At 61.7% G+C, this 21546-nt stretch carries 21 protein-coding genes; 10 read left to right on the forward strand and 11 right to left on the reverse strand.

What is annotated here, in order from left to right:
- Positions 1-4: 4 nt before the first annotated feature.
- The 3 genes from E7T06_RS15180 to E7T06_RS15190 are packed head-to-tail and all read right to left on the reverse strand — an operon-like array spanning position 5 to position 2409.
- Complete coding sequence (locus E7T06_RS15180; protein WP_136366624.1) at positions 5-1399, reverse strand: mercuric reductase; 1395 nt, start codon at positions 1397-1399, stop codon at positions 5-7.
- Positions 1400-1447: 48 nt separating this feature from the next.
- Positions 1448-1864 (reverse strand): hypothetical protein, encoded by a 417-nt coding sequence (locus E7T06_RS15185; RefSeq protein WP_136366625.1) that lies wholly within the window; start codon positions 1862-1864, stop codon positions 1448-1450.
- 5 nt (positions 1865-1869) lie between these two features.
- Complete coding sequence (locus tag E7T06_RS15190; protein ID WP_205750949.1) at positions 1870-2409, reverse strand: redoxin domain-containing protein; 540 nt, start codon at positions 2407-2409, stop codon at positions 1870-1872.
- 123 nt (positions 2410-2532) lie between these two features.
- On the opposite strand from E7T06_RS15190, the gene E7T06_RS15195 reads away from it, so the two are divergent.
- From E7T06_RS15195 to E7T06_RS21530, 4 genes are all read left to right on the forward strand, one after another.
- Positions 2533-3309 (forward strand): hypothetical protein, encoded by a 777-nt coding sequence (locus tag E7T06_RS15195; protein ID WP_136366626.1) that lies wholly within the window; start codon positions 2533-2535, stop codon positions 3307-3309.
- 79 nt (positions 3310-3388) lie between these two features.
- Positions 3389-3892, forward strand: coding sequence for a DcrB-related protein (locus E7T06_RS15200; RefSeq protein ID WP_136366627.1), 504 nt, complete (start codon positions 3389-3391; stop codon positions 3890-3892).
- A 227-nt stretch (positions 3893-4119) separates the two neighbouring features.
- The gene (locus tag E7T06_RS15205; protein ID WP_205750951.1) at positions 4120-5277 is read left to right on the forward strand and encodes a transposase; all 1158 of its coding nucleotides are present in this window, start codon (positions 4120-4122) and stop codon (positions 5275-5277) included.
- A 48-nt stretch (positions 5278-5325) separates the two neighbouring features.
- On the forward strand, positions 5326-5475 hold the full coding sequence (locus tag E7T06_RS21530) for a hypothetical protein (protein WP_205750953.1): 150 nt from the start codon (positions 5326-5328) through the stop codon (positions 5473-5475).
- A gap of 128 nt (positions 5476-5603) precedes the next feature.
- Here the strand turns inward: E7T06_RS21530 and E7T06_RS15210 are convergent, their stop codons facing one another.
- From E7T06_RS15210 to E7T06_RS15225, 4 genes are all read right to left on the reverse strand, one after another.
- Positions 5604-6482 (reverse strand): carbohydrate ABC transporter permease, encoded by an 879-nt coding sequence (locus E7T06_RS15210; RefSeq protein WP_136366628.1) that lies wholly within the window; start codon positions 6480-6482, stop codon positions 5604-5606.
- Positions 6472-7419 carry a sugar ABC transporter permease gene (locus E7T06_RS15215; RefSeq protein WP_136366629.1) on the reverse strand — a complete coding sequence of 316 codons (948 nt, stop codon included), beginning with the start codon at positions 7417-7419 and terminating at the stop codon, positions 6472-6474. The genes E7T06_RS15210 and E7T06_RS15215 overlap by 11 nt, the downstream gene beginning before the upstream one ends.
- Positions 7420-7721: 302 nt before the next feature.
- On the reverse strand, positions 7722-9005 hold the full coding sequence (locus E7T06_RS15220) for an ABC transporter substrate-binding protein (protein WP_168733570.1): 1284 nt from the start codon (positions 9003-9005) through the stop codon (positions 7722-7724).
- A gap of 86 nt (positions 9006-9091) precedes the next feature.
- Complete coding sequence (locus E7T06_RS15225; RefSeq protein WP_136366631.1) at positions 9092-9793, reverse strand: glycerophosphodiester phosphodiesterase; 702 nt, start codon at positions 9791-9793, stop codon at positions 9092-9094.
- A 279-nt stretch (positions 9794-10072) separates the two neighbouring features.
- Between E7T06_RS15225 and E7T06_RS15230 the strand changes: the two genes are divergently transcribed.
- A complete protein-coding gene (locus E7T06_RS15230; RefSeq protein WP_136366632.1) occupies positions 10073-12124 on the forward strand; it encodes a hypothetical protein in 2052 nt (683 codons plus the stop codon).
- A gap of 186 nt (positions 12125-12310) precedes the next feature.
- A complete protein-coding gene (locus E7T06_RS15235; protein WP_136366633.1) occupies positions 12311-12922 on the forward strand; it encodes a hypothetical protein in 612 nt (203 codons plus the stop codon).
- Positions 12923-13056: 134 nt separating this feature from the next.
- On the opposite strand, the gene E7T06_RS15240 is transcribed toward E7T06_RS15235, so the two are convergent.
- On the reverse strand, positions 13057-13815 hold the full coding sequence (locus E7T06_RS15240) for an ABC transporter permease (RefSeq protein WP_346763213.1): 759 nt from the start codon (positions 13813-13815) through the stop codon (positions 13057-13059).
- 132 nt (positions 13816-13947) lie between these two features.
- The gene (gene modA, locus E7T06_RS15245) at positions 13948-14718 is read right to left on the reverse strand and encodes a molybdate ABC transporter substrate-binding protein (RefSeq protein ID WP_136366635.1); all 771 of its coding nucleotides are present in this window, start codon (positions 14716-14718) and stop codon (positions 13948-13950) included.
- Between the two features lie 320 nt (positions 14719-15038).
- On the opposite strand from modA, the gene nhaA reads away from it, so the two are divergent.
- From nhaA to E7T06_RS15260, 3 genes are all read left to right on the forward strand, one after another.
- Positions 15039-16340 (forward strand): Na+/H+ antiporter NhaA, encoded by a 1302-nt coding sequence (gene nhaA / locus E7T06_RS15250; protein WP_136366636.1) that lies wholly within the window; start codon positions 15039-15041, stop codon positions 16338-16340.
- Positions 16341-16505: 165 nt separating this feature from the next.
- Positions 16506-17408, forward strand: coding sequence for a transposase (locus tag E7T06_RS15255; protein WP_240741093.1), 903 nt, complete (start codon positions 16506-16508; stop codon positions 17406-17408).
- A gap of 145 nt (positions 17409-17553) precedes the next feature.
- Positions 17554-18075 (forward strand): transposase, encoded by a 522-nt coding sequence (locus tag E7T06_RS15260; RefSeq protein ID WP_240741094.1) that lies wholly within the window; start codon positions 17554-17556, stop codon positions 18073-18075.
- Between the two features lie 152 nt (positions 18076-18227).
- Here the strand turns inward: E7T06_RS15260 and E7T06_RS15265 are convergent, their stop codons facing one another.
- On the reverse strand, positions 18228-19388 hold the full coding sequence (locus E7T06_RS15265) for an ABC transporter permease (protein WP_136366637.1): 1161 nt from the start codon (positions 19386-19388) through the stop codon (positions 18228-18230).
- Positions 19389-19624: 236 nt separating this feature from the next.
- Between E7T06_RS15265 and E7T06_RS15270 the strand changes: the two genes are divergently transcribed.
- Positions 19625-20164: a hypothetical protein gene (locus E7T06_RS15270; protein ID WP_136366638.1), complete on the forward strand. Its 540-nt coding sequence runs from the start codon at positions 19625-19627 to the stop codon at positions 20162-20164.
- 20 nt (positions 20165-20184) lie between these two features.
- Here E7T06_RS15270 and E7T06_RS15275 read toward each other — a convergent pair whose 3' ends face one another.
- Entirely contained in the window at positions 20185-21483 is a 1299-nt protein-coding gene (locus E7T06_RS15275) for a nucleotide disphospho-sugar-binding domain-containing protein (RefSeq protein WP_240741095.1), read from the reverse strand.
- Positions 21484-21546: the final 63 nt, after the last annotated feature.

Raw genomic sequence — 21546 nt, forward strand, 5'->3', positions numbered from 1 at the left:
CTATTTATTGCGCCTCCACCACTTGCGGCACACCCATAAACAAATTGTTGATGGATTCGCTGAGGGTAGGATGGGCCAACGTCGCGTTGCGGAGCGTGGTGGCCGTCAGTCCACCCATCATCGCCAGTTGCAGGGCGCTCATGATCTCGCCGCCTTCCGGCCCCAGCACCGTTACGCCCAGCACTTGGTCGGTGTGGTCGTCTACCACGGCCCGCATCAGCCCGGCGGTGGCTCCGGTTTCTATGGCGCGGGCCACCGAAGTCATCGGGAGGGTATAAATCCGGGTGCGGCGATCAAGCGATCGCGCTTGCTGGCGGTCTACTCCGACGCGGCCCAGTTGTGGGTCGGTAAACAGCGTGTAGGGCACGAGCCGCCCGCTGACCCGGCGTTGCTGACCGTGCAGCACGGCGTCGCGCACGATCCGGTAGTCGTCGTAGGAAATGTGCGTGAAGGCGGGGCCGCCCTTGATGTCTCCGAGGGCGTACACGCCATCAGCAGCCTGCAAATGATCGTCTACCACGATAAATCCGTGCTTGTCGAGCGCCGCGCCGGTGGCCTGCACATTCAGAGTTTCGGTGTTGGGAATCCGGCCCACCGCCACCAGCAGATGCGAGCCGGAGAGGGTCTGTTCTGTGTGTTCTCCAGCTTGACCATCAAGATGCAGCGTCACTTCTTCCCCACTGCGTTCGGCACGGGCCACGTGTGCGCCCAGCACGAAGCTGACGCCTTCTGCTTCCAGTGCTTGCCGCAGAGCCGCCGCCACGTCTTCGTCTTCGCGGGGCAAGAGGCGCGGGCCAGTGTCGATCACCGTGACCCGGCTGCCGAGGCGGGCGAACAGTTGGGCAAACTCTAAGCTAATGTAGCCGCCGCCCAGAATCAGCAAGTGGCTGGGCAAGTCGCGCAGCTGCAGGATGTCGCGGGAGGTCATGGCCCCCACGTCGGCCAAACCGGGGATTTCGGGCAGGCGGGGTCTGGCTCCGGCATTGATGAACACCGAATCGGCGCGGAGGTGCTGCGTGCCGCCTTCGTTCAGGGCCACTTCCACTTCCCGCACACCCGTAAAACGGGCGCTGCCGTACACCAGCTTCACGCCTGCCCGCACGATTCCGGCTTCGCTGCCGTTCCGGAAGCTGTCCACGATGCCCTGCACCCGGTCTACGATTTGACCCAGATCGACGTGCACCGCCCCGGTATGCACGCCCAACGCCCCTGAATGGCGGGCTACATGCGCGGCGTGGGCGCTGGCGATCATGGTTTTGGTGGGCGTGCAGCCCTCGTTGACGCAGGTACCGCCCGCATGTTCGCGCTCCACGAGAGTCACCCCCCACCCGGCGCGGGCCAGTGCGCCTGCCAGTGGGCCGCCTGACTGCCCCGCCCCGATCACCAAGGCTTCAGGCATGGGCGGTCACGCGGAACGGGGAAGGGGTGCGGTCTGGGTGTACTGGAGTCATGGGGAATCCTTTGGAGCCGGGAAAGTGACGGTACTAGGCTGTCCGGCCCGCACGGTGACGCGGTGTTGCTGCTCACGCACGGTACACACGCCCCGCAGGTGATCGCACAGGAAGAGGGTAGCCCGCAGCGTGAGGACTCGGGACGCGCCACCGAACGGCCCGCCCACCTCTACCGTTACAGGCAGGAGCCGTCCGCGCAAGGCCGGGTCAGCAGGGTCACGGCTGCCGCCCGCTGTGAGCGGATACACGGTGGGCAACGCCGCCCCAGCGCCCGTGACGGTCAGTGTGGACTGGCCCCGACTGTTGTACAGCCACCCCGCCGAAGTGGCGAATTGCACGCGTACGACAGCAGGAGCAGGGGCTTTGGCCTGTGCAGACACACAGACGAGCGCCAGCAACAGCAGCCCGCCCAAGCGCCTCACCGTTCGGCCAAGAGTTGCCGAATGGTCTGATCTAATTTTGGAATGGCCTGTGGAAAACGGCTGGAAATCTCGCCGTTATGTACGGCCCGCACCACGCCCCGGCGGTCGATCAGGTAAAAGGCGGGCCAATACTGGTTGCTCCACGCCTGCCAGTTGGTACGGGTGTTGTCTTGCAGTACAGGCCACGTCACGCGGTCTTGGCGCAGCGCGGCCTGCACGCTTGCCAGCGGACGATCCGACTCGAATTCCGGGGTATGAATCCCGATAATTTCTAGGCCCTGCGCGTGGTATTTGGCGTACCAGCCACTCAGGGTGGGCAAACTGTTGTGGCAGTTGATGCACGAATAGACCCAAAAATTGACCAGCACGACTTGGCCGCGCAAGCCCGCGAAGGTCAGAGGCTGGGGACTGTTGAGCCAAGGGCCACCTTGCAAGGGCGGCGGCGTCTGACCGGGCTGTACGGCGCTGACCTGTGCTGAGGCGCTGAGAACGAGGGCGGACAGCAGCCGGGACAGCATGGGGCTGAGACTAAGCATGGGGGGAACCTCCTACAGACAGGTACGCGGCGGCGTGATGCAAAGTTCATGTTCGCTCCGCCCGCAGCGACTCCATACCGCTGTGCTGCCTCCCCCCGTGCTGCATACTGCCCGCGAGCCGCCATGACCGATCTGATTGCCCAGTTTGCCCCCGAACGTGCCGACTTGCGCGAGCGCCACCGCCGCCGCGTGCCGGGGCGTGACCCGCACAATCCGTGGGACATCTATTTGCATGGCTGCGAGCGCACGCCGGATGCTTGGGCCGACGCGTTTATGGCCGCGCATTATTTTCAGCTGTCGCCCCGCTTCGTGATGACGCCCAACCGCGCCGAGGCTTTTGCGCTGATGGAGCGGGCGGGCTTTCCGGTGGTGGCGCACGCGTGGGTCGCCAGCGCCGCGTTTCAGGCTCCGGCGTTTGATGAAGTGGTCGTGTATACCAGCGAGTACGGCGGGCATGTGGGCATGGACAAACTGCGCTGCACCCGCGAGGAAGCCGAGCAAAATTGGCCCGGAGCGCTGTGTTCGGCTTTCCTTGCCAGCGGCGCGGGCGTCAGCTACCGACTGCTTAAAATAGGTACGGTTACCCTGACGATCCGCATGACCTCGGCAGGAGATTGGCGCTCGAACGTGGGCGCGGGGCGCTCAGAATGGCATCCCGAACCACTGCGGGCCGATTTGGGCGAGGCCACCGAAACGCTATTGGGGCCGCTGTGGGCGGTAGATTTTGTGACCGACTCCGGCGGAAAGCTGTGGACCGTCGATTTCAATACCACGCCCGGCGTTCGCAGCATGGACGCGGCTCTGGCGGCGCGGGCGCTGGGCGAAGACGGGCTGTACGGCCCCCTCCGCGAGTGGTTCGCGCTGCATCCGCTTCCCGTTCCTACCGATCTGGGCGCGTGATCTGAGCGTAAAAGCGCTCTAAACCTTCGCCTCAGATTTGCCCAAGATGACCGGGCAGGCTCCCCCGTAAGCTCAAGCCATGCAATTTTCTTTCCGGTCTGGAACCGTGCTGGCTGCTCTCGCTTTAACTTCTGTGGCAAGCGCGGAGTATGTCAACGCCGCCGAAAAATTCGCTGTCACGGCCCCCAAAGGTTGGCAGCAAGTCAGCGTGCCGGGCGTTGTCGTGGCGTTCGTTGCGCCCGGCTCCACAGGCAATTTTTCGGTGAATGCCAACGTCGTCGTCGAAAAATTGCCCGCTGGCATCACTGTTCCGCAGTACGCGCAGGCGGGGCAAGCCGCCCTCAAGCGCGTGATCACCGATTACAAACTGGTCTCGTCGCGCAACGTGACGCTGGGCGGCGTAGCGGGGCGCGAACAGATTTTTAGCGGCAGGCAGGGAGAATTCAGCCTGTACTTTATGCAGACTTTTGCGCTGTCGGGCGGCAAGGCGTATGTGCTGACGGGAACGACGCAGTTGAAGGACAAAGCGACTCTGACACCCGTGATGGCCGCGTTCGTCAAGAGTTTCAAGTTTAAACGCTGAGAACCGCGTGTTGAGTGCAGCACTGACAACGACAGCTGGCCTCAACACGCCAACTTGAGGCCAGCTGTTCTGCTGATGCGGGTTATTGATTCCTGCCGAGTTGGGCAGGACTGTAGAGACATCAAGTTGGAAGGTAACCCCACCGTTGCTGACGCAACGCCCCCCTTAGCTGGACTTTGGCCATTGACAGGGGGAGCGGCATGCCGCTCCCCCTGTCAGACTTGAGCATGACACTGCTTCCGAAATGGTTCACTGGAGTCCTGCAAGGATTCGCCCCGCTCTTCTCGGCACGAGTCTGGCCACAGGTCCAACTCCTTGTGGTCGGGGCAATATTGTCGCCTGGGAAGCGGACAGTGACTGCCGCTCTCCGGGTACTCGGATTGGCAGACGATCCTAGGTTCGGTACGTTTCATCGCCTGTTGAGTCGGGCGCGCTGGTCTAGTCTTCAGGCCAGTCGAGTGCTGCTCAGCCTGCTCCTGACCGCCTTTGTGCCCTCTGGACCGCTGGTTCTCGGCCTAGACGACACCATAGAACGACGAACCGGCAAAAAGATCAGCGCCCGAGGCATCTATCGCGATCCGGTGCGGTCCAGCCATGGGCACTTTGTGAAAGCCAGCGGTCTCCGCTGGTTGAGCCTGATGCTGCTGACTCCCATTCCCTGGGCCAATCGCATCTGGGCGCTGCCGTTCCTGACGGCACTCGTGCCGTCACAGCGCTACCACGAAGAGCGCGGTCACCGGCATAAGACCCTGACCGACTGGGCCCGGCAGATGCTGCGTGTGGTGCAGCGCTGGTGTTCTGGACGGCAACTGATCGTGGTGGCGGACAGCGCATACGCGGTCATCAGGTGGCTCTCCGACCTCCAGCAGGGCCGTCCGATCACCGTGATCACCAGACTCCGCCTCGATGCCGCTCTGTACGAGCCGGCCCCTGAACGACAGGCCGGCCAGAAGGGCCGGCCCAAAATGAAGGGCCAGCGCCTCCCGACCTTGGCATCTTTGATGGACGCTTCAGACACGTGCTGGCAGCGTATTCGGTTAGCCCGTTGGTACGGTCAAACCCAGCGGGACGTGGAACTGGTCTCCCACACAGCGGTCTGGTACCACCCGGGCAAACCGCCCCTCCCCATCCGATGGGTGTTGATCCGCGACCCACAGGGCAAGTTCTCCACCCAAGCCCTGCTGTGTACGGATCTCCTGCTGACCCCAGTTCAGATCCTGGAGTACTTCGTGCAGCGCTGGCAACTTGAAGTCACTTTCGAAGAGGTTCGAGCTCACCTGGGTGTGGAAACACAGCGTCAGTGGACCGACTTGGCCATGGCCAGAACAACCCCAGCGTTGCTGGGACTGTTCTCCCTGGTGACCCTCATGGCCCACGAGCGCTAGCAAGGCCATGATGTCTGGGTTCGTCGTGCGGCCTGGTACGACAAGACCTTGCCGACCTTCGTTGATGCGCTCGCCGAAGTTCGGCGGGCGCTGTGGAAGGTGCCGACTTTTCGCACATCACCGTCAGAACGCGAAATGATTCAAGTCCCCTTAGGCTTTATTGAGCGCCTTGCAGACGCCCTCTGCTACGCCGCCTAATGGTGTTCAATGGCCAAAGTCGAGCTTAGAGGTGGGGACTAAAAGCTTGTGCGCTCCCCTTGAGGGGGGCTGGCTGCAAAGCAGACTGGGGGGTTACTCCTCTTCACAGGAACCAACTCTTCCTAACTTTACTTGTCTTCCGTCAGCGCAAAGCCCCGGCTGAACTGCTTTTGCAGGGCCGTAAACACGATCAGCGGCGGAATCATGGTGACGATTGCACCCGCCATCACTGCACCCCAGTCGGTTTGGCCGCCCACTTCGATCAGGCGGCGCAGGCCCACTTGCACCACCTGTTTATCGTCGTTTTGCAAAATCACCAGCGGCCAGATGTACTGATCCCACGCATACACGAACTGAATGACCGCCAGCGCCCCAATCGTGTTCCAACTCATAGGAATCAGGATGCGGGTCAGGTACAGCAGCGGGCCGCAACCGTCGATGCGGGCGGCGTCGGCGAGGCTGGTGGGGATATTCATGAAGTGCTGCCGGAACAAAAAAGTTCCCGTAGCACTCGCCAAAAACGGCACGATAATGGCCGCGTAGGTGTCGGCCCATTTCAGGTCTTGGCTGACCAGATCGAACAGGGCGATAATCAGGACTTCGGTGGGCAGCATCAGTGAGAGCAGCACCAGCGTGAAGGCCAAGCCCTTGAGCGGAAAGCGGAAATACACGAAGGCGAGGGCCGCCAGCAGTGACAGGATGGTTTTGCCCACTGTGACCGACACCGCCAGCACGGTGCTGTTGAACATGTAGCGCCCCAGCTTGGCATCCACCCACACGCCCGACAAGTTGTCGAAGAACGCGCCCCCCGGCAAGAGTTTGGGACTCAGCACGTCGCTGGACATCTGGGTGGACTTGATCAGGGCAAAAATCAGCGGCGCACTGATGACGAAAATGGCGACGCAGAGGGCCAAATGCGTGACCCAGACGCGCCCGTGTCTGCCTTTGCCCCGGCCCGCGCCCAGCTTCGGCACGCCCACCGCGCCCGCCCGCACTTCACGCGCCATAGTGCACCTGCCGTTCTCCGACGCGGAACTGCATCCACGTGATAAAGGCCACCAGCGCCAGCATCAAGGCTGCCTGAGCCGCCGCCGCGCCCGTCTTGAAGTTCACGAAGCCGTCTTGATAGAGCTGATATACGAGGAACGTGGTGGCCCCGGCGTTGCCGGTGTACGGCCCGCCTTTGGTCAGAATGTCGGTGAGCGCGAAGGAATCGAACAGCGCGGCGATGATGTTGGTGAACACCAAGAAGAAGGTGATGGGCGTGAGCAGCGGAAAAGCCACCCGCCAGAACACCTGCGCTCCCGATGCACCGTCTATTTCGGCGGCTTCCATCACGTCGCCGGGTAGGTTTTGAATAGAGGCCAGATAGAAGACGATGTTGTAGGCCAGCCCCTTCCAGATCGCCGCCAGCGTCACCAAGCCGAACGCGAGGCTGGGCGTGTCCAGCCAGCGCGGGCGCACATCGAACAGCGAGCCGAGAATCTGGTTGACCAGCCCGATTTCGGGATTAAAGAGGAACAGCCACAACGTGCCCGCGATGGCTGGACTGAGCGCATAGGGGTAGATGAGGAGCAGGCGATACGTGTTGGCCCCGCGAATCGGGCGGCTCGCCAACCACGCCAACCCCAGCGCCGACAGCAGCCCCAAACTGACGGTCAGCACGGTAAACACCAGCGTTTGCAGGGCCACTTGGCGGTAAGCCGGACTCAGCAGCAGTTCGGTAAAGTTGGCCAGCCCCACAAAGCGCTCGGTGCCCAGAATGACGTTGGCGCGGTAGGCCGCCAGCCGCAGCGTTTGCAGCGCGGGCAGATACACGAACACGGCCAGAATCAGCAGGCTGGGCAGCAAAAACACCCACGGCAACGCCACTCCCCGGAACACGGCGCGTTCTTCGGCCTCGGTGGTGGGCTTGGTCACGGGCTGGGCTTGGGGTTTCAGCATGGTCGGCTTCTCACAGGCGGGACTCCTTGACACGGCTTTTGATTGACACTACGGCTTCTGAAATAAGGGGTGCGGCCCGCTTTCCCAACTCCGGGGAAGGCAGGCCGCCACAAGGTCAAACGGTTGAAGCGGGCTGAGGTGGAAGGTGAACCCCCCCGTTGCTTTCGCAACGCCTCCCCTTAAAGGTGGGGACTAAAAGCTGTTGCGCTCCCTTCTAAGGGGGGCCGGCTGCAAAGCAGACTGGGGGGTTCGCCCAGAATCCTCAACGCTCGCCAAGCCCTCCAGCACTCAACCCTTCCAGCTCACTTGAAGTTGGCGTTGTATTCGTTCAGCGCGGCGTCGGCGCGGGCTTTGGTTTCTTGCAGGGCGGCGTCTACGCTCTGGCCTGCCAGCACCTTCTGAATGCCTTCCTCGATAATTTTGCGGGTCTGAATAGCTGCGCCGTTCAGTCCGCCTGCGGTGGCCGCACTGGGAATGGTTTTGGTCAGTTGGTTAAAGGCCACGAGTTGCAGCGGCGACTGGGTAAACCAGCCCTGCTTACGCAGCAAGTCGATGCTGCTTTGGCGAACGGGGTAGTAGCCGGTCAGCTTGTGCCAGTCGGCCATATTCTTGGTGTTGGTCATGTACAAAGAAAAATCGAGTGCGGCTTCAGCCTGCGCCTTGCTCACGCTCTTGGGAATCCACAAGCTGGCCCCACCGATGACCACGCCGTTGCGCTTGGTGCCGTCGGCAATGGGCAGCACGCCCACGCCCACCGTAAAGCCGCTGGCTTTGGCGGCGTCCCGAATGTTGCCGATGTCGGCGGTGGAGGTAATGTGAAATACCGTCTTCTGGTTGGTGAAAATGGCGTCGCTGCCGTCCCAATCTTCCAGTTTGCCCGTGTAGGTAAAGGCTTTGTTGGCCTGCAGCGTCTTGAAGAACGTGAAGATGTTCTTGGCAGCGGCGCTGTCGAGGTTGGTGGCGGTGGCGCGGCCCTGACGCCCGTTGCCGTTGTTCAGGAGCGGTGCGCCCTGCTGGGCCATCCACTGCTCGATAAACCAGCCGTTCAGGCTCATGCCGAAGCAGGTCGCGCCCAGTTTGGCGGCTTCAATCTTTTGGCAAGCTTTCAGCAAGCCGCCGTAGGTGGTGGGGGGCGTTTTGGGGTTCAGGCCCGCCTTTTTCATCAGGTCTTGGTTGAAGTACAGCACCGGGCTGCTGGAGTTGAAGGGCAAGCTGTTGACCTTGCCGCCGATGGTGTAGTAGTTGATGACGGGCTTGATGTAGTCGCTGAAATCGACGGTCTTGATGCCGCTGACGGGCTGGAACGCCCCGCTGTCGAGGGCCAGTTGGCTGCCGACTTCAAAGATTTGCACCAGTGCTGGGGCCTTGTTCTGGCGGGCGGCCAAAATGGTGGCCTGCAGGCTGTCGTTGTAGCTGCCCTTGTAGCTGGGCACCACTTTGACGCCGGGGTTGGCTTTGTTGAACTCGTCTGCGCGGGCCTGAATCCATCCCGTGCGTTTGGCGTCCCCGAAGGAGTGCCAGAATTCAACGGTCGTCTGGGCAGTGGCCGTACCCGCAAGGGCCAGCGTCAGCAAGATAGTTTTCACGTTGATCAAAGTAAACGCTTCTCATCAGCATCCTGTCAAGCGGAACCCGCCTTACAATTGACTGTCCCGTTATTAAATGGGCTGTGTCATGGAACGGTCTGGGGGAGTGGGTGCGCCGTCAGCAAGACTTCTGGCAAGTCTCCGATCAGGGCATCTACGCCGAGGGCCACCAACCGCGCCACCTCTGCCGGGTCATTCACCGTCCACGTATTCACGCGCCAGCCGTGCGCCAGCGCCTGCGTCATCAGTGCGTCGTCGATCAGCGGAAACATGGGATGCATGGCGGCTGCTTTCAGTCGGCGCATGGCGAATGGCACGGCATCCAGCGGGCCAAACTTGTAGGCCCGGTGAATCAGCAGGCCGCGTTCTATGGAGGGCGAGTGGTGCAGCGCGGCGGCCAGCAGCAGAGGATTAAAACTGCTGACGATCACGCGCTTTTTCAGGCCATACGCCAGCACCGCGTCCAGCGTGCGGTGAACGCGGTCATCGGGGCGGGTGGCCTCGAATTTGAGTTCGATGTTCACATACGCGCCTGTATCGGTGGCCCAAGCGAGGGTGGCGGCCAGCGTGGGCACGTCGGCTGGTAGGTCTTTCCTCTGCATCTGCGGCAGCTCGCGGCCATCTTTCAGCGCGCTGTCGTGGTGAATGACCAACGTGCCGTCCCCCAAACGGCGCACATCCAGTTCTACGCCGTCCAGTCCGGCGTCCAGCGCGGCCTGAAATCCGGCCAACGTATTTTCGTGGTGCAGGCGGGGGGTTCCTCGGTGGCCCAGTAGCAGAGGCGTCATGGGTGCAAGGGTAAGGGGTAGCGGGGCGCAAGGTGTCAAGGCCGCGCTCGAATTGAGATTTGGCATATAGAGAGCAAACGTACTTAAATATTGTTTGTGCCGCCTCTCTTAGTGGGCGTTAACACTCACACTTGTCAGAAATTTTGTAGTCATCACTACAGGCAGCGTGGCCGAACACCAACAAGATGACAGATGGATGGAGTTATTCCCAACGCAGGTTTACCAACGGGGGGGCGCTGGGTGGTTTAGTGTGTGCCTCACAGCAGTAAAGGAGAAACGATGAAATCAAGATTTGGTGCGTTGACGTTGCTGGGCCTCACCCTCACCCTGTCTGCCTGCGGTGGCAACACCGATCCCATCATCGACCCTGTAACCCCGCCCAATCCAGAAGTGTTCAACCTGAATACCCTGATGCCCGGCCAACACAAAGAGATCGAGGCCAAGATTAAAATTAACGTGGTGATGGTGGGCTACGACGCCACCCGGCCCGGTCAGGTGGCAGGGCCGCGTGACGTGAATGTCAGCGATTTCGGAGATATTTTGCCCGCCACTGGGCGCAATATTGCCCGCATTCCTTCGGCCTATGGCACGCTGGAACCGACTGGCAACCGTTACCAGTACGATTACAATTTCGTGTATGCCAACCAGAGCTTCGAGGACGGGTTTTTCTCGTACCTGACGCAGAATGGTACCGAAAAGCCGCTGACCTACTATCAAAAGGCCTACAACTGTCAGGACATTCCCGCAGATGGAACCACTCCCGCCTGCGCAACGCCCGCGAGCAACATCGCCCGCCCCGTCACCGGAAACCTGGAAGTCGACGGCGTGCTGGCCGAGAACTGGTTGGCCGACAACGCCGCCAACATCGGCGTAGACAGCAGTCAGTACACCGTGTTTTTGGTCAACTGGTACGGACGGCCCGACTTCAAGTTCCACAGCTATACCCGCGCCGAGGCCCAAGACAGCGACACCGACACAGTGTTTGGAGCCAGAGCGTCACGGCGCACCAACGCATGGGGCGGCACGCCGCGTGAGGGCAAAAACCAGCGCGTGTGGTTCTACGATCTCTCGGCCAACCCCGAAGCGTGGACGACCAACTGGGACATTTCCAATGCCGATGTAGACGGCGACGAGGTAGCCGATTACCGGATGCCGCCCATTTGGGAATACGGCACGCGCAAGGCCACTTACCGCTATTTCACCAAAGTCGGCCCGGATTTGGCGTTGGTCACGCGCTACGTGGCGCTGAACCTGCTGTTTACGCCCTCGCCCATCTACCGCGCCTCGCTCACACCGCCCAACATGCCCGAAAGCATCAATTTGAACGTGGCCGTCAAGCAGGGGGCCGGGGCCAAGCCGCTCGATCAGCTCTTTAAGCCGCAACTGTCTCAGAGCCGCTTGCAGCCGCTTCAGCCCTTTGCCACCCTGACCAACTCGGTGCGTTCCACACCGCTGACCGGCGATCTGTTCGACGCCTACAAGTGCCTGTTCCCCGAAACAGTGGATGACATCTGCTCGCCCGACCGGGCCGACTTCACGGGCGACCGTCTGTTCAACTTGGGCCTGAACGAAGTGCGCGATCAGTACAAGACGCTGACGAACTATCAGGTGCCGATTTTCCTCTTCAACGATGACCAGAACACCCAGCCCGGACTGCTCGGCGTGGCCCTCGACGACGGCGTGACGGGAACACAGTCGTTGGTGTACAGCTTCCTGACGCCTGACCTGAACGAGGGCGCGGGCTACGGCTTTACCGACACCACCACCCATGAGGTCGGCCACCATTTCAGCCTGTCTCACCCGCACGACGGCTACGACTCAGAAACCAACACCGAGTACGGCCCCGGCGGAGATTTTGCGTTCGTGAATGCGGGCGATATGAGCACGACCATCATGTCCTACAACGACTTGACACGCGGCTTTGGTCAGTTCAACCTCGACAGCCAGTACCGCTACCTCACCGCCGCTTACCTGAACAACACCAACGCCGTGCTGGAACTGGTGCAGGAAGCAGGCAAAGACAAGGTGCAGGCTGTGAACGCCGCCGCCGAAAATGCCGACACGCTGTTTGCGGGTGCGCTGAGCAACTACCAGAACATGAACTATTTGGAAGCGGCGTCGCAGGCCCACAGCGGTTACCGCGCTGTCATCGACGCGGCCCGCAGCGCAGGCGTGAACGTAGAAGCCTACAAGTGGTACGAGCGTCTGGACGGCCTGTCTACCGCAGCCAAAGCCCAACCCCGCCGCGTGAACAACTTCCTCCCGGTCAAGGGCACAGCGATTCGGCCCGAAACCACCGACTTTTTGACCAAGTTGCGTTTGGCGAAATAAGGGCTTCAGAAAGGCCTGGTAGACGGTACTTTTCCGCCTGCGGTACGCCAATAAGACGTCAATCATCTCAGTTCAGCACCATACAGCTATGAACTCAAACGGGCAGGGCGGACAGGGCAGCGACCCTCCCGCCCTGTCTTTGGTTGTCAAGGTGCATTGGGCTTCAGCGGGTGCAAAGGGGGCAAGATGATTCGGTTTCAAATGCACTTGAAAGGCAGGGGCGCAACGTTGATCACAACATTTGCACTGACCCTGCTGGCGGGCCATGCTCAGGCGACCTCTCCCCTGCTCTCCTCTCCCCGCGCCGTTCCCGGCTCGCCCTTTTTTCAGGCCACGCCCATGATGAACCCGTATGCCAGCACCGACCCCCGCCTGAACGCCGTGCGCCCCGTGCTGGAAGTGTTGGTCACGCTGCGCCAACTGGCCGACCCTGCACTGGCACTGACCGCCAGCCAGCGGGAGTCGGTGGGGTTCTTGTTGATGGTGCCACAAGCCCTGCCCATGATGGAAGTGGACGACGCCAGCCGCCTGAACGCTGCCCTGAACGCCGAACTCTCGGACAGTCAGCGGCAACTGCTGGAGCGGGTGCGGGCAACACAAACGGCCCGCTTACGTACCCTGCTGTCCCGCGCCCGACTCGCCACCCCAGACGGCCCACCGCAATTGGCACGGCTGGCCTACGGGCAGTTGCTCGGAGCCGACACCGTGACCGCGCTGCTGACCAACTCGGATGCGGCCACCGTGACGCGCCTCGTGCGGGCGGCGGCGTTGCGGACGCAGGCGGCGCTGAAGCTGTAGCAGATTGGAAAAGCAACCCCCCCGTTGCTTCGTAATGCCCTCCCTCAGAGGTGGGGATAAAAGCTGTTGCGCTCCCCTTGAGGGGGGCTGGCTGCAGAGCAGACTGGGGGGTTTACACGCGACTTTACCTTCCCTCAGCCCCCACGCCGCCCCGCCGTCAGCACCCGCAGCAGCAGCAGCAGCATGAAGGCGAAGGCCACCATAATCGCGCTCAGCACCAGCGCAGGCCGCAAATCGCTCTCGAGGGCGCTGTAAATGGCGAGGCTGATGGTGCGGGTTTGGCCTTGCAGCGATCCGGCAAAGAGGATGGTGGCCCCGAATTCGCCCAACGAACGCGCCCACGCCAGCACCAGTCCTTCCAACAAAAAGGGCGAGGTGAGCGGTAATGTGACGCGCCAAAACACGCCCGCGCCCCCGGCTCCGTCTACCCGCGCCGCCGCCTCTATATCGGGGTCATAGGCCGAAAAGCCCGCCCTTGCCGTGCGAATGTAGTAGGGCGCACTGGTAAACAGCAGGGCCAGCACCACCGCCGCCGGACTAAAGGCAAGGCTGATGCCCGCCAGTTCCAGCGGACGGCCCAGAACCCCAGATTGGCCGAAGGTGAGCAGCAGCGCCACACCCGCCACCACCGGGGGCAGCGTAATGGGCAAGTCCAGCAGCGTTTCCAGCAGCGCGTGACCGGGAAACCGGCGGCGAGACAGCAGCCAAGCGGTGGGCGTGCCCAGCAGCACCGTGAGCAGCAGGCTCAGCCCCGAAGTCCAGACACTGACGCGCAGGGCGTCTACGACGACTGGGCTGAGCAGCGTGGGCAAAAAGTCGGCGCTGAGGCCGCGTGCCAGCAGCACCAGCGTAGGCAGCAGCAAAAAGGCCACCAGCACGGCACTCAGGGCCACAGGCAGCGGCGGCCAAGTCGGGCGTTTTATGGCGTGATCCAGTGGAGGTGATGGGCTTCAGTCTTGGCGTGTAGGCAGGGGCGGGCGGCAGGCATCGCTCCAATTTACCGCGCCCACGTTCCTTTACCCACGTTACTTTGCCCGGATGAAGCCCCACTTGTTGAGTACCCGCTGGCCTTCAGCAGACAGGACGTAGGCGACAAAGGCCCGCGCCGCTGCGGGGTTTTTGCTGGCCGCCAGCGTGCCGATAGGATAACTGACCAACGGATTGAAGCGGCTGGGCAGCCCGATGGTTCGCACGTCTTTTTTCAGGGCGGGCGTCACGTCGCTGACGTATACGATGGCCGCGTCGCCTTGCCCCAACTGGATTTTTAGGGCCACTTGCCGCACGTTGGGTTCTTCACTGACCACGTTCGCCAGCACGCGCTTGCTGAAATCGGCCCCATACGTTCCGGCCTTCGTAATCAGATCGAAGGCGGTTCGGCTGGCGCTGCCCACAGGCACGGCTTTATCGGCCAGCACCAGCCGGACGCCGGGGCGGGCGAGGTCAGCCAGCGTCTTTACGGCCGTGCTGCTTTTAGGCGCGATCACGGTCAGACGGTTGCGGGCAAAGGTCTGACCTGTTGCGGCGCGGCCTGCTTTCACCAACGGGTCATATTGGGCGGCATTGGCGCTGGCAAACACGTCAGCCCCCGCGCCCTGTTCCAGTTGGGTTCTCAGCGCCTGCGATCCGGCAAACTGAAACACCGTTTTGTTCCCAGTCTGAGCGTCGAACTTCTGACCGATTTCGGTAAAAGCGTCGGTGAGGCTGGACGCGGCAAAGATGGTGAGCGGCGCGGCGTGGGCGGAACTGAGGCAAGCCGCGCCGAGGCAGAGGGCAAACAGGGTAAAGGCGGAGCGCATCCATCCAGTATGTCGCGTGTGTCTGCCGCACCGAGGGTCAGGAACCCTAAAAGCATCACCCAGCCTACAACCCTGCCTTTATAGACGCCTCATGTCGGCCTGCTCACCAAGTGTCCTGCCGTAGACTTAGGGCACAACAACGCCGCTTTGTCGGCAGGTACCAACGGCCATACGTTGACCTGGTGGAGTCCGCAAGTCGGCCTCCACCGTTGCTTTTTGGGCGGTTCGTTGGGTCAGGAGGCACCGCCCGTGTGTCTTTGGCCCCGCACTGTTGCTGCTGTTCCCTTTTTTGCTCTTGTTATCCCATTTTTGGAGGTTCTATGTCATCGTCCCCCCGGTCTGCTTCTCCTTTTGCCCAATTTGTTCATAACGGCGCTTTTGCGGGCTTGTTGCTGGTGTGTACAGCCGTTATCGCTTTCGTATGGGCCAACTCACCCCTGCAAGGCAGCTACACGGCGCTGCAACAGACCTATTTTTCCCTGACGCTGGGTGACTCAGCTCTTAAGCTCTCGCTGGAGCATTGGGTCAACGACGGCCTGATGGCGGTGTTTTTCCTGCTGGTGGGCTTAGAAATCAAACGAGAACTGCTGATAGGTGAACTGGCTTCGCGGCGGCGGGCAACGTTGGCGGTAGCGGCTGCGGCGGGCGGCATGCTCATTCCGGCAGGCATTTACGCCCTGCTGAACGCGGGCGGGCCGGGAAGTTCGGGGTGGGGCGTGCCCATGGCAACAGACATTGCTTTTGCGCTGGGCGTGCTGGCGTTGCTGGGTTCCCGCGTGCCTGTCGGCCTCAAAGTCTTCCTGACCGCTCTCGCTATCGTGGACGATTTGGGCGCGGTGCTGGTCATTGCGCTGTTTTATACCTCTGGCGTGCAACTGGCCTTTTTGGGACTGGCGGCCCTCACGTGGGGTGCGGCCCTGCTGTGCGGGCGGCGCGGCGTGGTGAGCCTCAAACTGTACGGCGTGCTGGGCATCCTGCTGTGGTTTTTTGTGCTGCAGTCTGGTCTGCACGCCACGATTGCCGGAGTGCTGCTGGCCTTTGCCGTACCCATTCGCAGGCCTGACCCTGCCGGATATTTGGCCTCACTGACGGCCGCTGCCAAGCCCGGACGGGGCGAGCAAGTCGGCGCACGCCTGCGTGATCTCGAAGACCGGCTAGAACAGTCTCAGAGTCCTTTGCACCGGCTGGAACACGCCCTGCATCCAGTGGTCACGTTTGCCGTGCTGCCCGTTTTTGCGCTGATGAACGCGGGTGTAGCGGTGTCGGCCGGCGGCTTGGGAACGGTGTCGCTGGGCGTGATGTTTGGCCTCTTGATCGGCAAGCCGCTGGGCGTGGTGGGCGGGGCTTGGCTGGCGGTAAGGCTGGGCGTGGCGGCCCTGCCCCGGCGCGTCACTTGGCCCCAAATGATCGGCGCGGGACTGCTGGCGGGCATCGGCTTCACCATGAGCCTGTTCGTCTCCAACCTCGCGTTCGGTGACGCCGCACTGCTGATTCAGGCCAAACTGGGCGTGCTGATGGCCTCGGTGTTGGCCGCGGTGCTGGGCGCTGGGTGGCTGATTCTGGTCAGCAACAAGGGGAAGCAGTCAGCGGGGCAACTTGCCCCTGAGACGAAATCCGTTTGACGGTGAGGGGCACATGCTCGTGACTTCAGTCGTGAGTTCGCCCCTCTCGCCCGACAGGGTGACAGAAGCGCAAGCCTTCATTCTGTGATAAGCTAAACGCGCAAAGCCCCCACACCGCATCAACGGCTGGGAGCGTGGCAAGCACCTGTAGGAGGGTGTTGCAGCATGGAATCTATCACAGCCCCCAAAAGGACTAAGGCGTTCGTTGTCCGGCTGTATCCCAACGCGGCGCAGCAAGAGCGAATCAACTGCACGCTGGGGTGCGCCCGGTTTGTCTACAACCATTTTCTCGCCCGCCGCATCGAGACCTACAAGGCAACGGGAAAAGGAATGGGCTACGCCGAAACCGACAAACACCTGACCCTGCTGAAAAAAGCCGAGGGAACCGAGTGGCTGGCCGAAGTGGACAAATTCGCCCTCCAGCAATCGCTCCGTGATCTGGAACGGGCGTATCAGAACTTCTTCCGTACTGTCAAACAGTCGGGCAAGAAAGTTGGATTTCCGAACTTCAAAAAGAAACGCACGGGAGAGGCGTACCGTACCCAGTTCACCAACAACAACATCGAAGTGGGTGAGGGACGACTCAAACTGCCGAAACTGGGCTGGGTCAAAACGAAGGGCCAGCCCGATATCACAGGCCGGATTCTGAACGTCACTGTTCGCCGCATCCATGAGACCCACGACGAGGCGTCCGTTCTCTGCGAAGTCGAGATCCCCTACTTGCCCGCCGCGCCCCGGTACGCAGCGGGGGTGGATGTCGGCATCAAAGACTTTGCCATCGTCACCGATGGACAGGAGTTCAAACACCATGCCAACCCCACATATTACCGTTCCTCCCTGACACAACTCCGTAAGGCTCAGAAAACCCTGTCCAGACGAAAGAAAGGCAGTGCGCGGTACGGGAAAGCGAAAACCAAGCTGGCCCGAATCCACAAGCACATCGCCAATAAACGTCAGGATTTTTTGCATAAGCCAAGAGTTTCCAGTCAAGCAAATGCGTCGTGTAGGGCGTTCATTTCAGGATTGAAATGGGAGAAAGTACGGTCAGCACAACACATTTCAGATTAACCGTGCAGGACACGGGTCTCCGTTAGGGGAAGAGAGAGCAGCGGAAACCTGAAGGGGAACGCAGCGCATCAGGAGCGGGGTGAGAACGGACTGATAACGTTCAAGCGCGCTGTCAGCGCGTTGTTCAGGATCACCCATTGTTGACGTGCTGACCGAGGTTTTCATGCGCCGCCCCTGCTCTTTCACCCCCCCAGACGTCTTGCCCAATCTTGTGGAAACTCTTGATAAGCTCACCACCGCCCTGATTCGTGAGTACGAGATCATCTGCACCGAGCATCTGAAGCCCAGCAACATGGTTAAAAACCACCGCTTGGCGCTGAATATCAGCGACGCAGGTTGGGGGGAATTTATCCGCCAGTTGGAGTACAAGGTGCTGTGGTATGGACGGCTGGTGTCCAAGATCAGCCCGTACTTCCCGTCCAGCCAGATGTGCCATGACTGCGGTTTCAAAAACCCTGAAGTCAAGAATCTTGCCGTCCGACAGTGGACCTGCCCGAACTGCGGGGAAGCCCATGACCGAGATGAGAACGCCGCACTCAACATCCGGCGTGAAGGCTTGGTGGTCGTCGGAATGCCGAACACCTTAAACGCTCATGGAGACGGTGTGAGACCCGCAAATTTGGGCGACGGTCTGCGAAGTGAGAATCACGCGACTTTAGTCGTGTGAGGTTCAATCCCCTACCATCAGCCTTTCCCTCTGTAGACGGTAACTCCCTGTCTTTCCAGCTTTACAAGTCCCGGCTTCCATCCTCTTCCTGCTGGGATGAACAGCCGAGATGGAAGGCTTTCAATGGTTGCCGTGATGAAGTGAGAGCTGGGCTAAGCCCGCCCCAAAGCCGAGACGATCCGCACGTTGCCCGCGGCCCGCGCAGGCAGGAGGCCCGCCGCCAGCCCCAATACCAACGAAATACCGAAGGCCAGCGCCAACAGCCGGGGCGTGAGGGCCGCCGCGTCGATGCCCGCCAAATTCTGGGTGTACAGATTCACGCCTCCGGTTCCGGCCCAGCCCAGCAGCACGCCAATGGTGCCGCCAACCAGCGATAGCAGCACACTCTCGGCCAGCACCAACGCCCGCACAAAGGCGGGCCGCGCCCCGACAGCCCGCAGGGTGGCAAACTCGCGCATTCGCTCGAAGACGCCCATCATGACTGTGTTGGCCACCGCCAAACCGCCCACCAGCACGGCAATCAGCGAAATACCCAAGCGGGCGGCGTCGCTGATCTTGAGGGCGCGGTCGACAAACCCCACGAAATCGGATTGGGTCTGAACTTCCAACTTGAGCCGCCCAGAAATGATGGTGGCGGTGCGGCGGGCCTCAGCAGGACGCCGCAGCTTGATCGCCACCAGCGACACTTTGCCCTGTGCCCCCAACGCGGCCTGAAGCGTGCTGATGGGCAGGAAGACGAAGGTATCGCTCAAGCTGTTTTCGGGACGGATGATGCCAACAACGCGCACACTGGCCTTGCGGTTCAGCCTCAGCGAACTGCCCAGCTTCAGGTTCAAGTTTTGGGCGATTCTGTCCCCCAGTACCGCCACAGGCTGGCCTTCGTCGGCGGGCAGCAGCAAGCGCCCCTGCGCGGCCTGCACCCCAGAAAACAGGGCCTGAATGCCGCTCTGGGCGGGCAGGCCGTAGAACACAGCGCTCTGCTTGGGATCGAGGGCTTGGCGCAAGTTGGTCACCACAGGCGTGATCTGGGCAAACCCCAGTTCTGTGGAAAAGGCCCGCAGGTCGGCGGCGGTGCTGGCCGCCAAATTGGGCGCGGGCAAAAGGCCCTGTGCAAAGCCGTTCAGCGACACTTGCAAGTCCGGGCCGATGCTGCCCACTTCCTGAGTGAAAACTTTCCGCACGCCCTCCCCCAGCGACAAAAACAGCACCATGCTGGCGACGGCGACGGCCAGTCCTGCGGTAGTCAGGGCCGCCCGCACAGGCCGCCGGATCAGGCCGCGCCAAGCCAAGAGCCAGAGGTCTTTGCCGCTCACGCGGAGTCCAGTGGGGTGCAGTTGTCTTGAAGACTGGATGAAGAGCCTTGCTGTTGGGGCTTCACTGCGGCCACTGGGTGCAAGGAAGACGGCGGCTGATGCGCTCCACACCAGCCGCGAAATTGGTGCGAATGCGGGAACACGAAGCTGAAGGCCGGATCACACGAGACAACTTACCCTGCCGCCGCCCCCGCCGCCTTGTCGCATTCCCCATTCACCGCCGCTATGCTCGGCCCATGCACGAATCTTCACCCTACCGGGCTTGGCTGGGCACACTGCCGGGATTGCTGGGGGTGGCCGGGGTGGGCTGGCTGGCGGCGCGGGTGTTTGGATTACAGGGGCCGCTGTTTGCCGTCGCCGTGCATATTGCCCTGATGCGCTGGGCACTGTTTGTACTGAAAACTGTGCGGCCCCAATTGCGGAGTGGATGGTTCCGGGTGCGAGATTGGGAGGCGGGCGTGTACCGGGGCTTGGGTGTCATGCGCTATATGGGGTTGCTCCGCACGGTGGGCTGGGAACGCTTTCGCCGCAGCGCGCAGGGCTTCAGCGGCGTGCGGGCCTCGCTCGGTACTTACGAACGGGCCACCCGCGAGGCCGAATTCAGTCATGTGCTGCTGGCGGGCATCGGCTTTGGGCTGGTGCTGGGGGCCGCTGCCCTGGGCCAGTGGAATACGGCGGCGTGGCTGCTGGGGGCCAATCTGTTTTTTCAGGTGTATCCGGTACTGCTCCAGCGCACCATGCGGGCGCGGCTTCAGCGGTTGGGGGTGGAGAATTGAGTTGGAATAAGCAACGAGTTTCACGCCAAGTACACCGGCTCCCCCGTGCTCGCCAACTGTTCCACCAAGTTCGCAGCCTCACGCGGGGCGTCGTGGCGGCCCATTTCGGCAGCTATCGCGCGGGTACGGATACGCACCGGGCTGTCTTCGGGCAGCAGGGTTTGGATTGCCCGAAGCAGGTTTGCAGGCGTCGGCGTGCGGGTTCGCAGATTCAGGCCCACGCCCGCCACCTGCACCCGGTTGGCCACTTCCGCTTTGTCTTCGGTGGTGCCCGCCGCCACGACTGGAATGGCATGTGCCAAAGCCTGCTGAACGCCGCCGTAGCCGCCATTGGTGACATACACACTCACATACGGCAGCAACAAGGAAAACGGCACGAACGCTGTGGCGCGCGCATTGGCAGGCAGCGACCCTCTCAGCTTCAGGTCACCGCCGCCCGCCGCAATCACCAGCACGTTTTCATTGGCCAGTGCCTGCACGGTGGGCCAAATCAGTTCACGCGGATCGGTGGCCACTGTGCCTTGCGTCACCAGCACCACTGGGCGGCTCTGCCCCATTCCCTCTGATCCAGTCACCTCTGACCACCAAGCGGGCAAGCTCCACTGGGGAGGCAGCGGCGGTGTAATAGGGCCAACAAAGTGCAGTTGGCGGGGTTGATCGTGGGCGGGGTACTCGAAGGAAGGCACGCTGGCCTGCAACATCAAGTGTGGGGCCACCGGAGGAAGAAATTTGCGGGGACGAACACCGATCCGGGCGCACTGGGCCTCCAGTTGGCGCGAGGCGGCCCCAAAAATGACGTTTTGGGCGGCCCAGTGCAGCGCCCGGTTTCTGAGGCGGCCCCAGCCCGAAGCATTAGGCAGCACGCCGAGGCCAAAAGGGGCGGTATCGGCGCTGACGATGCCCAGCGGCAACACACCCAAGAGGGCGCAGGGCGGGCCACCCAGTTCGGCCAGCAGCAGCGGCGCAGTCAGAGTTTGCTCGGCCAGCACCGCGTCGGCCCGCCAGAAGGTTTGGAGAATCTGGAGATCCCGAAACTGCCCTTCGATTTGGCCCAGAAAGACATGCCGGATATCGAATTGAATCTGCCGCAGTCCAGTGAGGGCTTCTCGGCCCGGAAAAGCCGTTTCAAACTGGGCGTCATCGTAGTCGCGGGCGTGAACGAACGGCTCGAACACGGCTCCGGTTCGCTCCACCGCCGCTGCATATTTGCGCCCGGTGTACCACCGCACCTCATGGCCGCGCCGCACCAATTCCTGTGCAATGGGCAACAAGGGTTGAAGGTGGCCTGCAATAGGTTGTGAAGCGATCAAAATCTTCAACAGATGCCCCCCCTCGTGCTGTCTGTGTTGCCAAGTCAGGTTGTAGCACGGCGCGGCGCATCT

This window comes from Deinococcus sp. Arct2-2 (genome assembly GCF_004801315.1).
Lineage (GTDB): Bacteria > Deinococcota > Deinococci > Deinococcales > Deinococcaceae > Deinococcus.

Excerpts from the sequence above, each read along its gene's own strand:
- E7T06_RS15180 (WP_136366624.1), bottom strand. The coding sequence starts at position 1,399 with ATGCCTGAAGCCTTGGTGATCGGGGCGGGGCAGTCAGGCGGCCCACTG.
- E7T06_RS15190 (WP_205750949.1), bottom strand. The coding sequence starts at position 2,409 with ATGCTTAGTCTCAGCCCCATGCTGTCCCGGCTGCTGTCCGCCCTCGTT.
- E7T06_RS15195 (WP_136366626.1), top strand. The coding sequence starts at position 2,533 with ATGACCGATCTGATTGCCCAGTTTGCCCCCGAACGTGCCGACTTGCGC.
- E7T06_RS15200 (WP_136366627.1), top strand. The coding sequence starts at position 3,389 with ATGCAATTTTCTTTCCGGTCTGGAACCGTGCTGGCTGCTCTCGCTTTA.
- E7T06_RS15205 (WP_205750951.1), top strand. The coding sequence starts at position 4,120 with ATGACACTGCTTCCGAAATGGTTCACTGGAGTCCTGCAAGGATTCGCC.
- E7T06_RS15210 (WP_136366628.1), bottom strand. The coding sequence starts at position 6,482 with ATGGCGCGTGAAGTGCGGGCGGGCGCGGTGGGCGTGCCGAAGCTGGGC.
- E7T06_RS15215 (WP_136366629.1), bottom strand. The coding sequence starts at position 7,419 with ATGCTGAAACCCCAAGCCCAGCCCGTGACCAAGCCCACCACCGAGGCC.
- E7T06_RS15225 (WP_136366631.1), bottom strand. The coding sequence starts at position 9,793 with ATGACGCCTCTGCTACTGGGCCACCGAGGAACCCCCCGCCTGCACCAC.
- E7T06_RS15230 (WP_136366632.1), top strand. The coding sequence starts at position 10,073 with ATGAAATCAAGATTTGGTGCGTTGACGTTGCTGGGCCTCACCCTCACC.
- E7T06_RS15235 (WP_136366633.1), top strand. The coding sequence starts at position 12,311 with ATGATTCGGTTTCAAATGCACTTGAAAGGCAGGGGCGCAACGTTGATC.
- modA (WP_136366635.1), bottom strand. The coding sequence starts at position 14,718 with ATGCGCTCCGCCTTTACCCTGTTTGCCCTCTGCCTCGGCGCGGCTTGC.
- nhaA (WP_136366636.1), top strand. The coding sequence starts at position 15,039 with ATGTCATCGTCCCCCCGGTCTGCTTCTCCTTTTGCCCAATTTGTTCAT.
- E7T06_RS15255 (WP_240741093.1), top strand. The coding sequence starts at position 16,506 with ATGGAATCTATCACAGCCCCCAAAAGGACTAAGGCGTTCGTTGTCCGG.
- E7T06_RS15270 (WP_136366638.1), top strand. The coding sequence starts at position 19,625 with ATGCACGAATCTTCACCCTACCGGGCTTGGCTGGGCACACTGCCGGGA.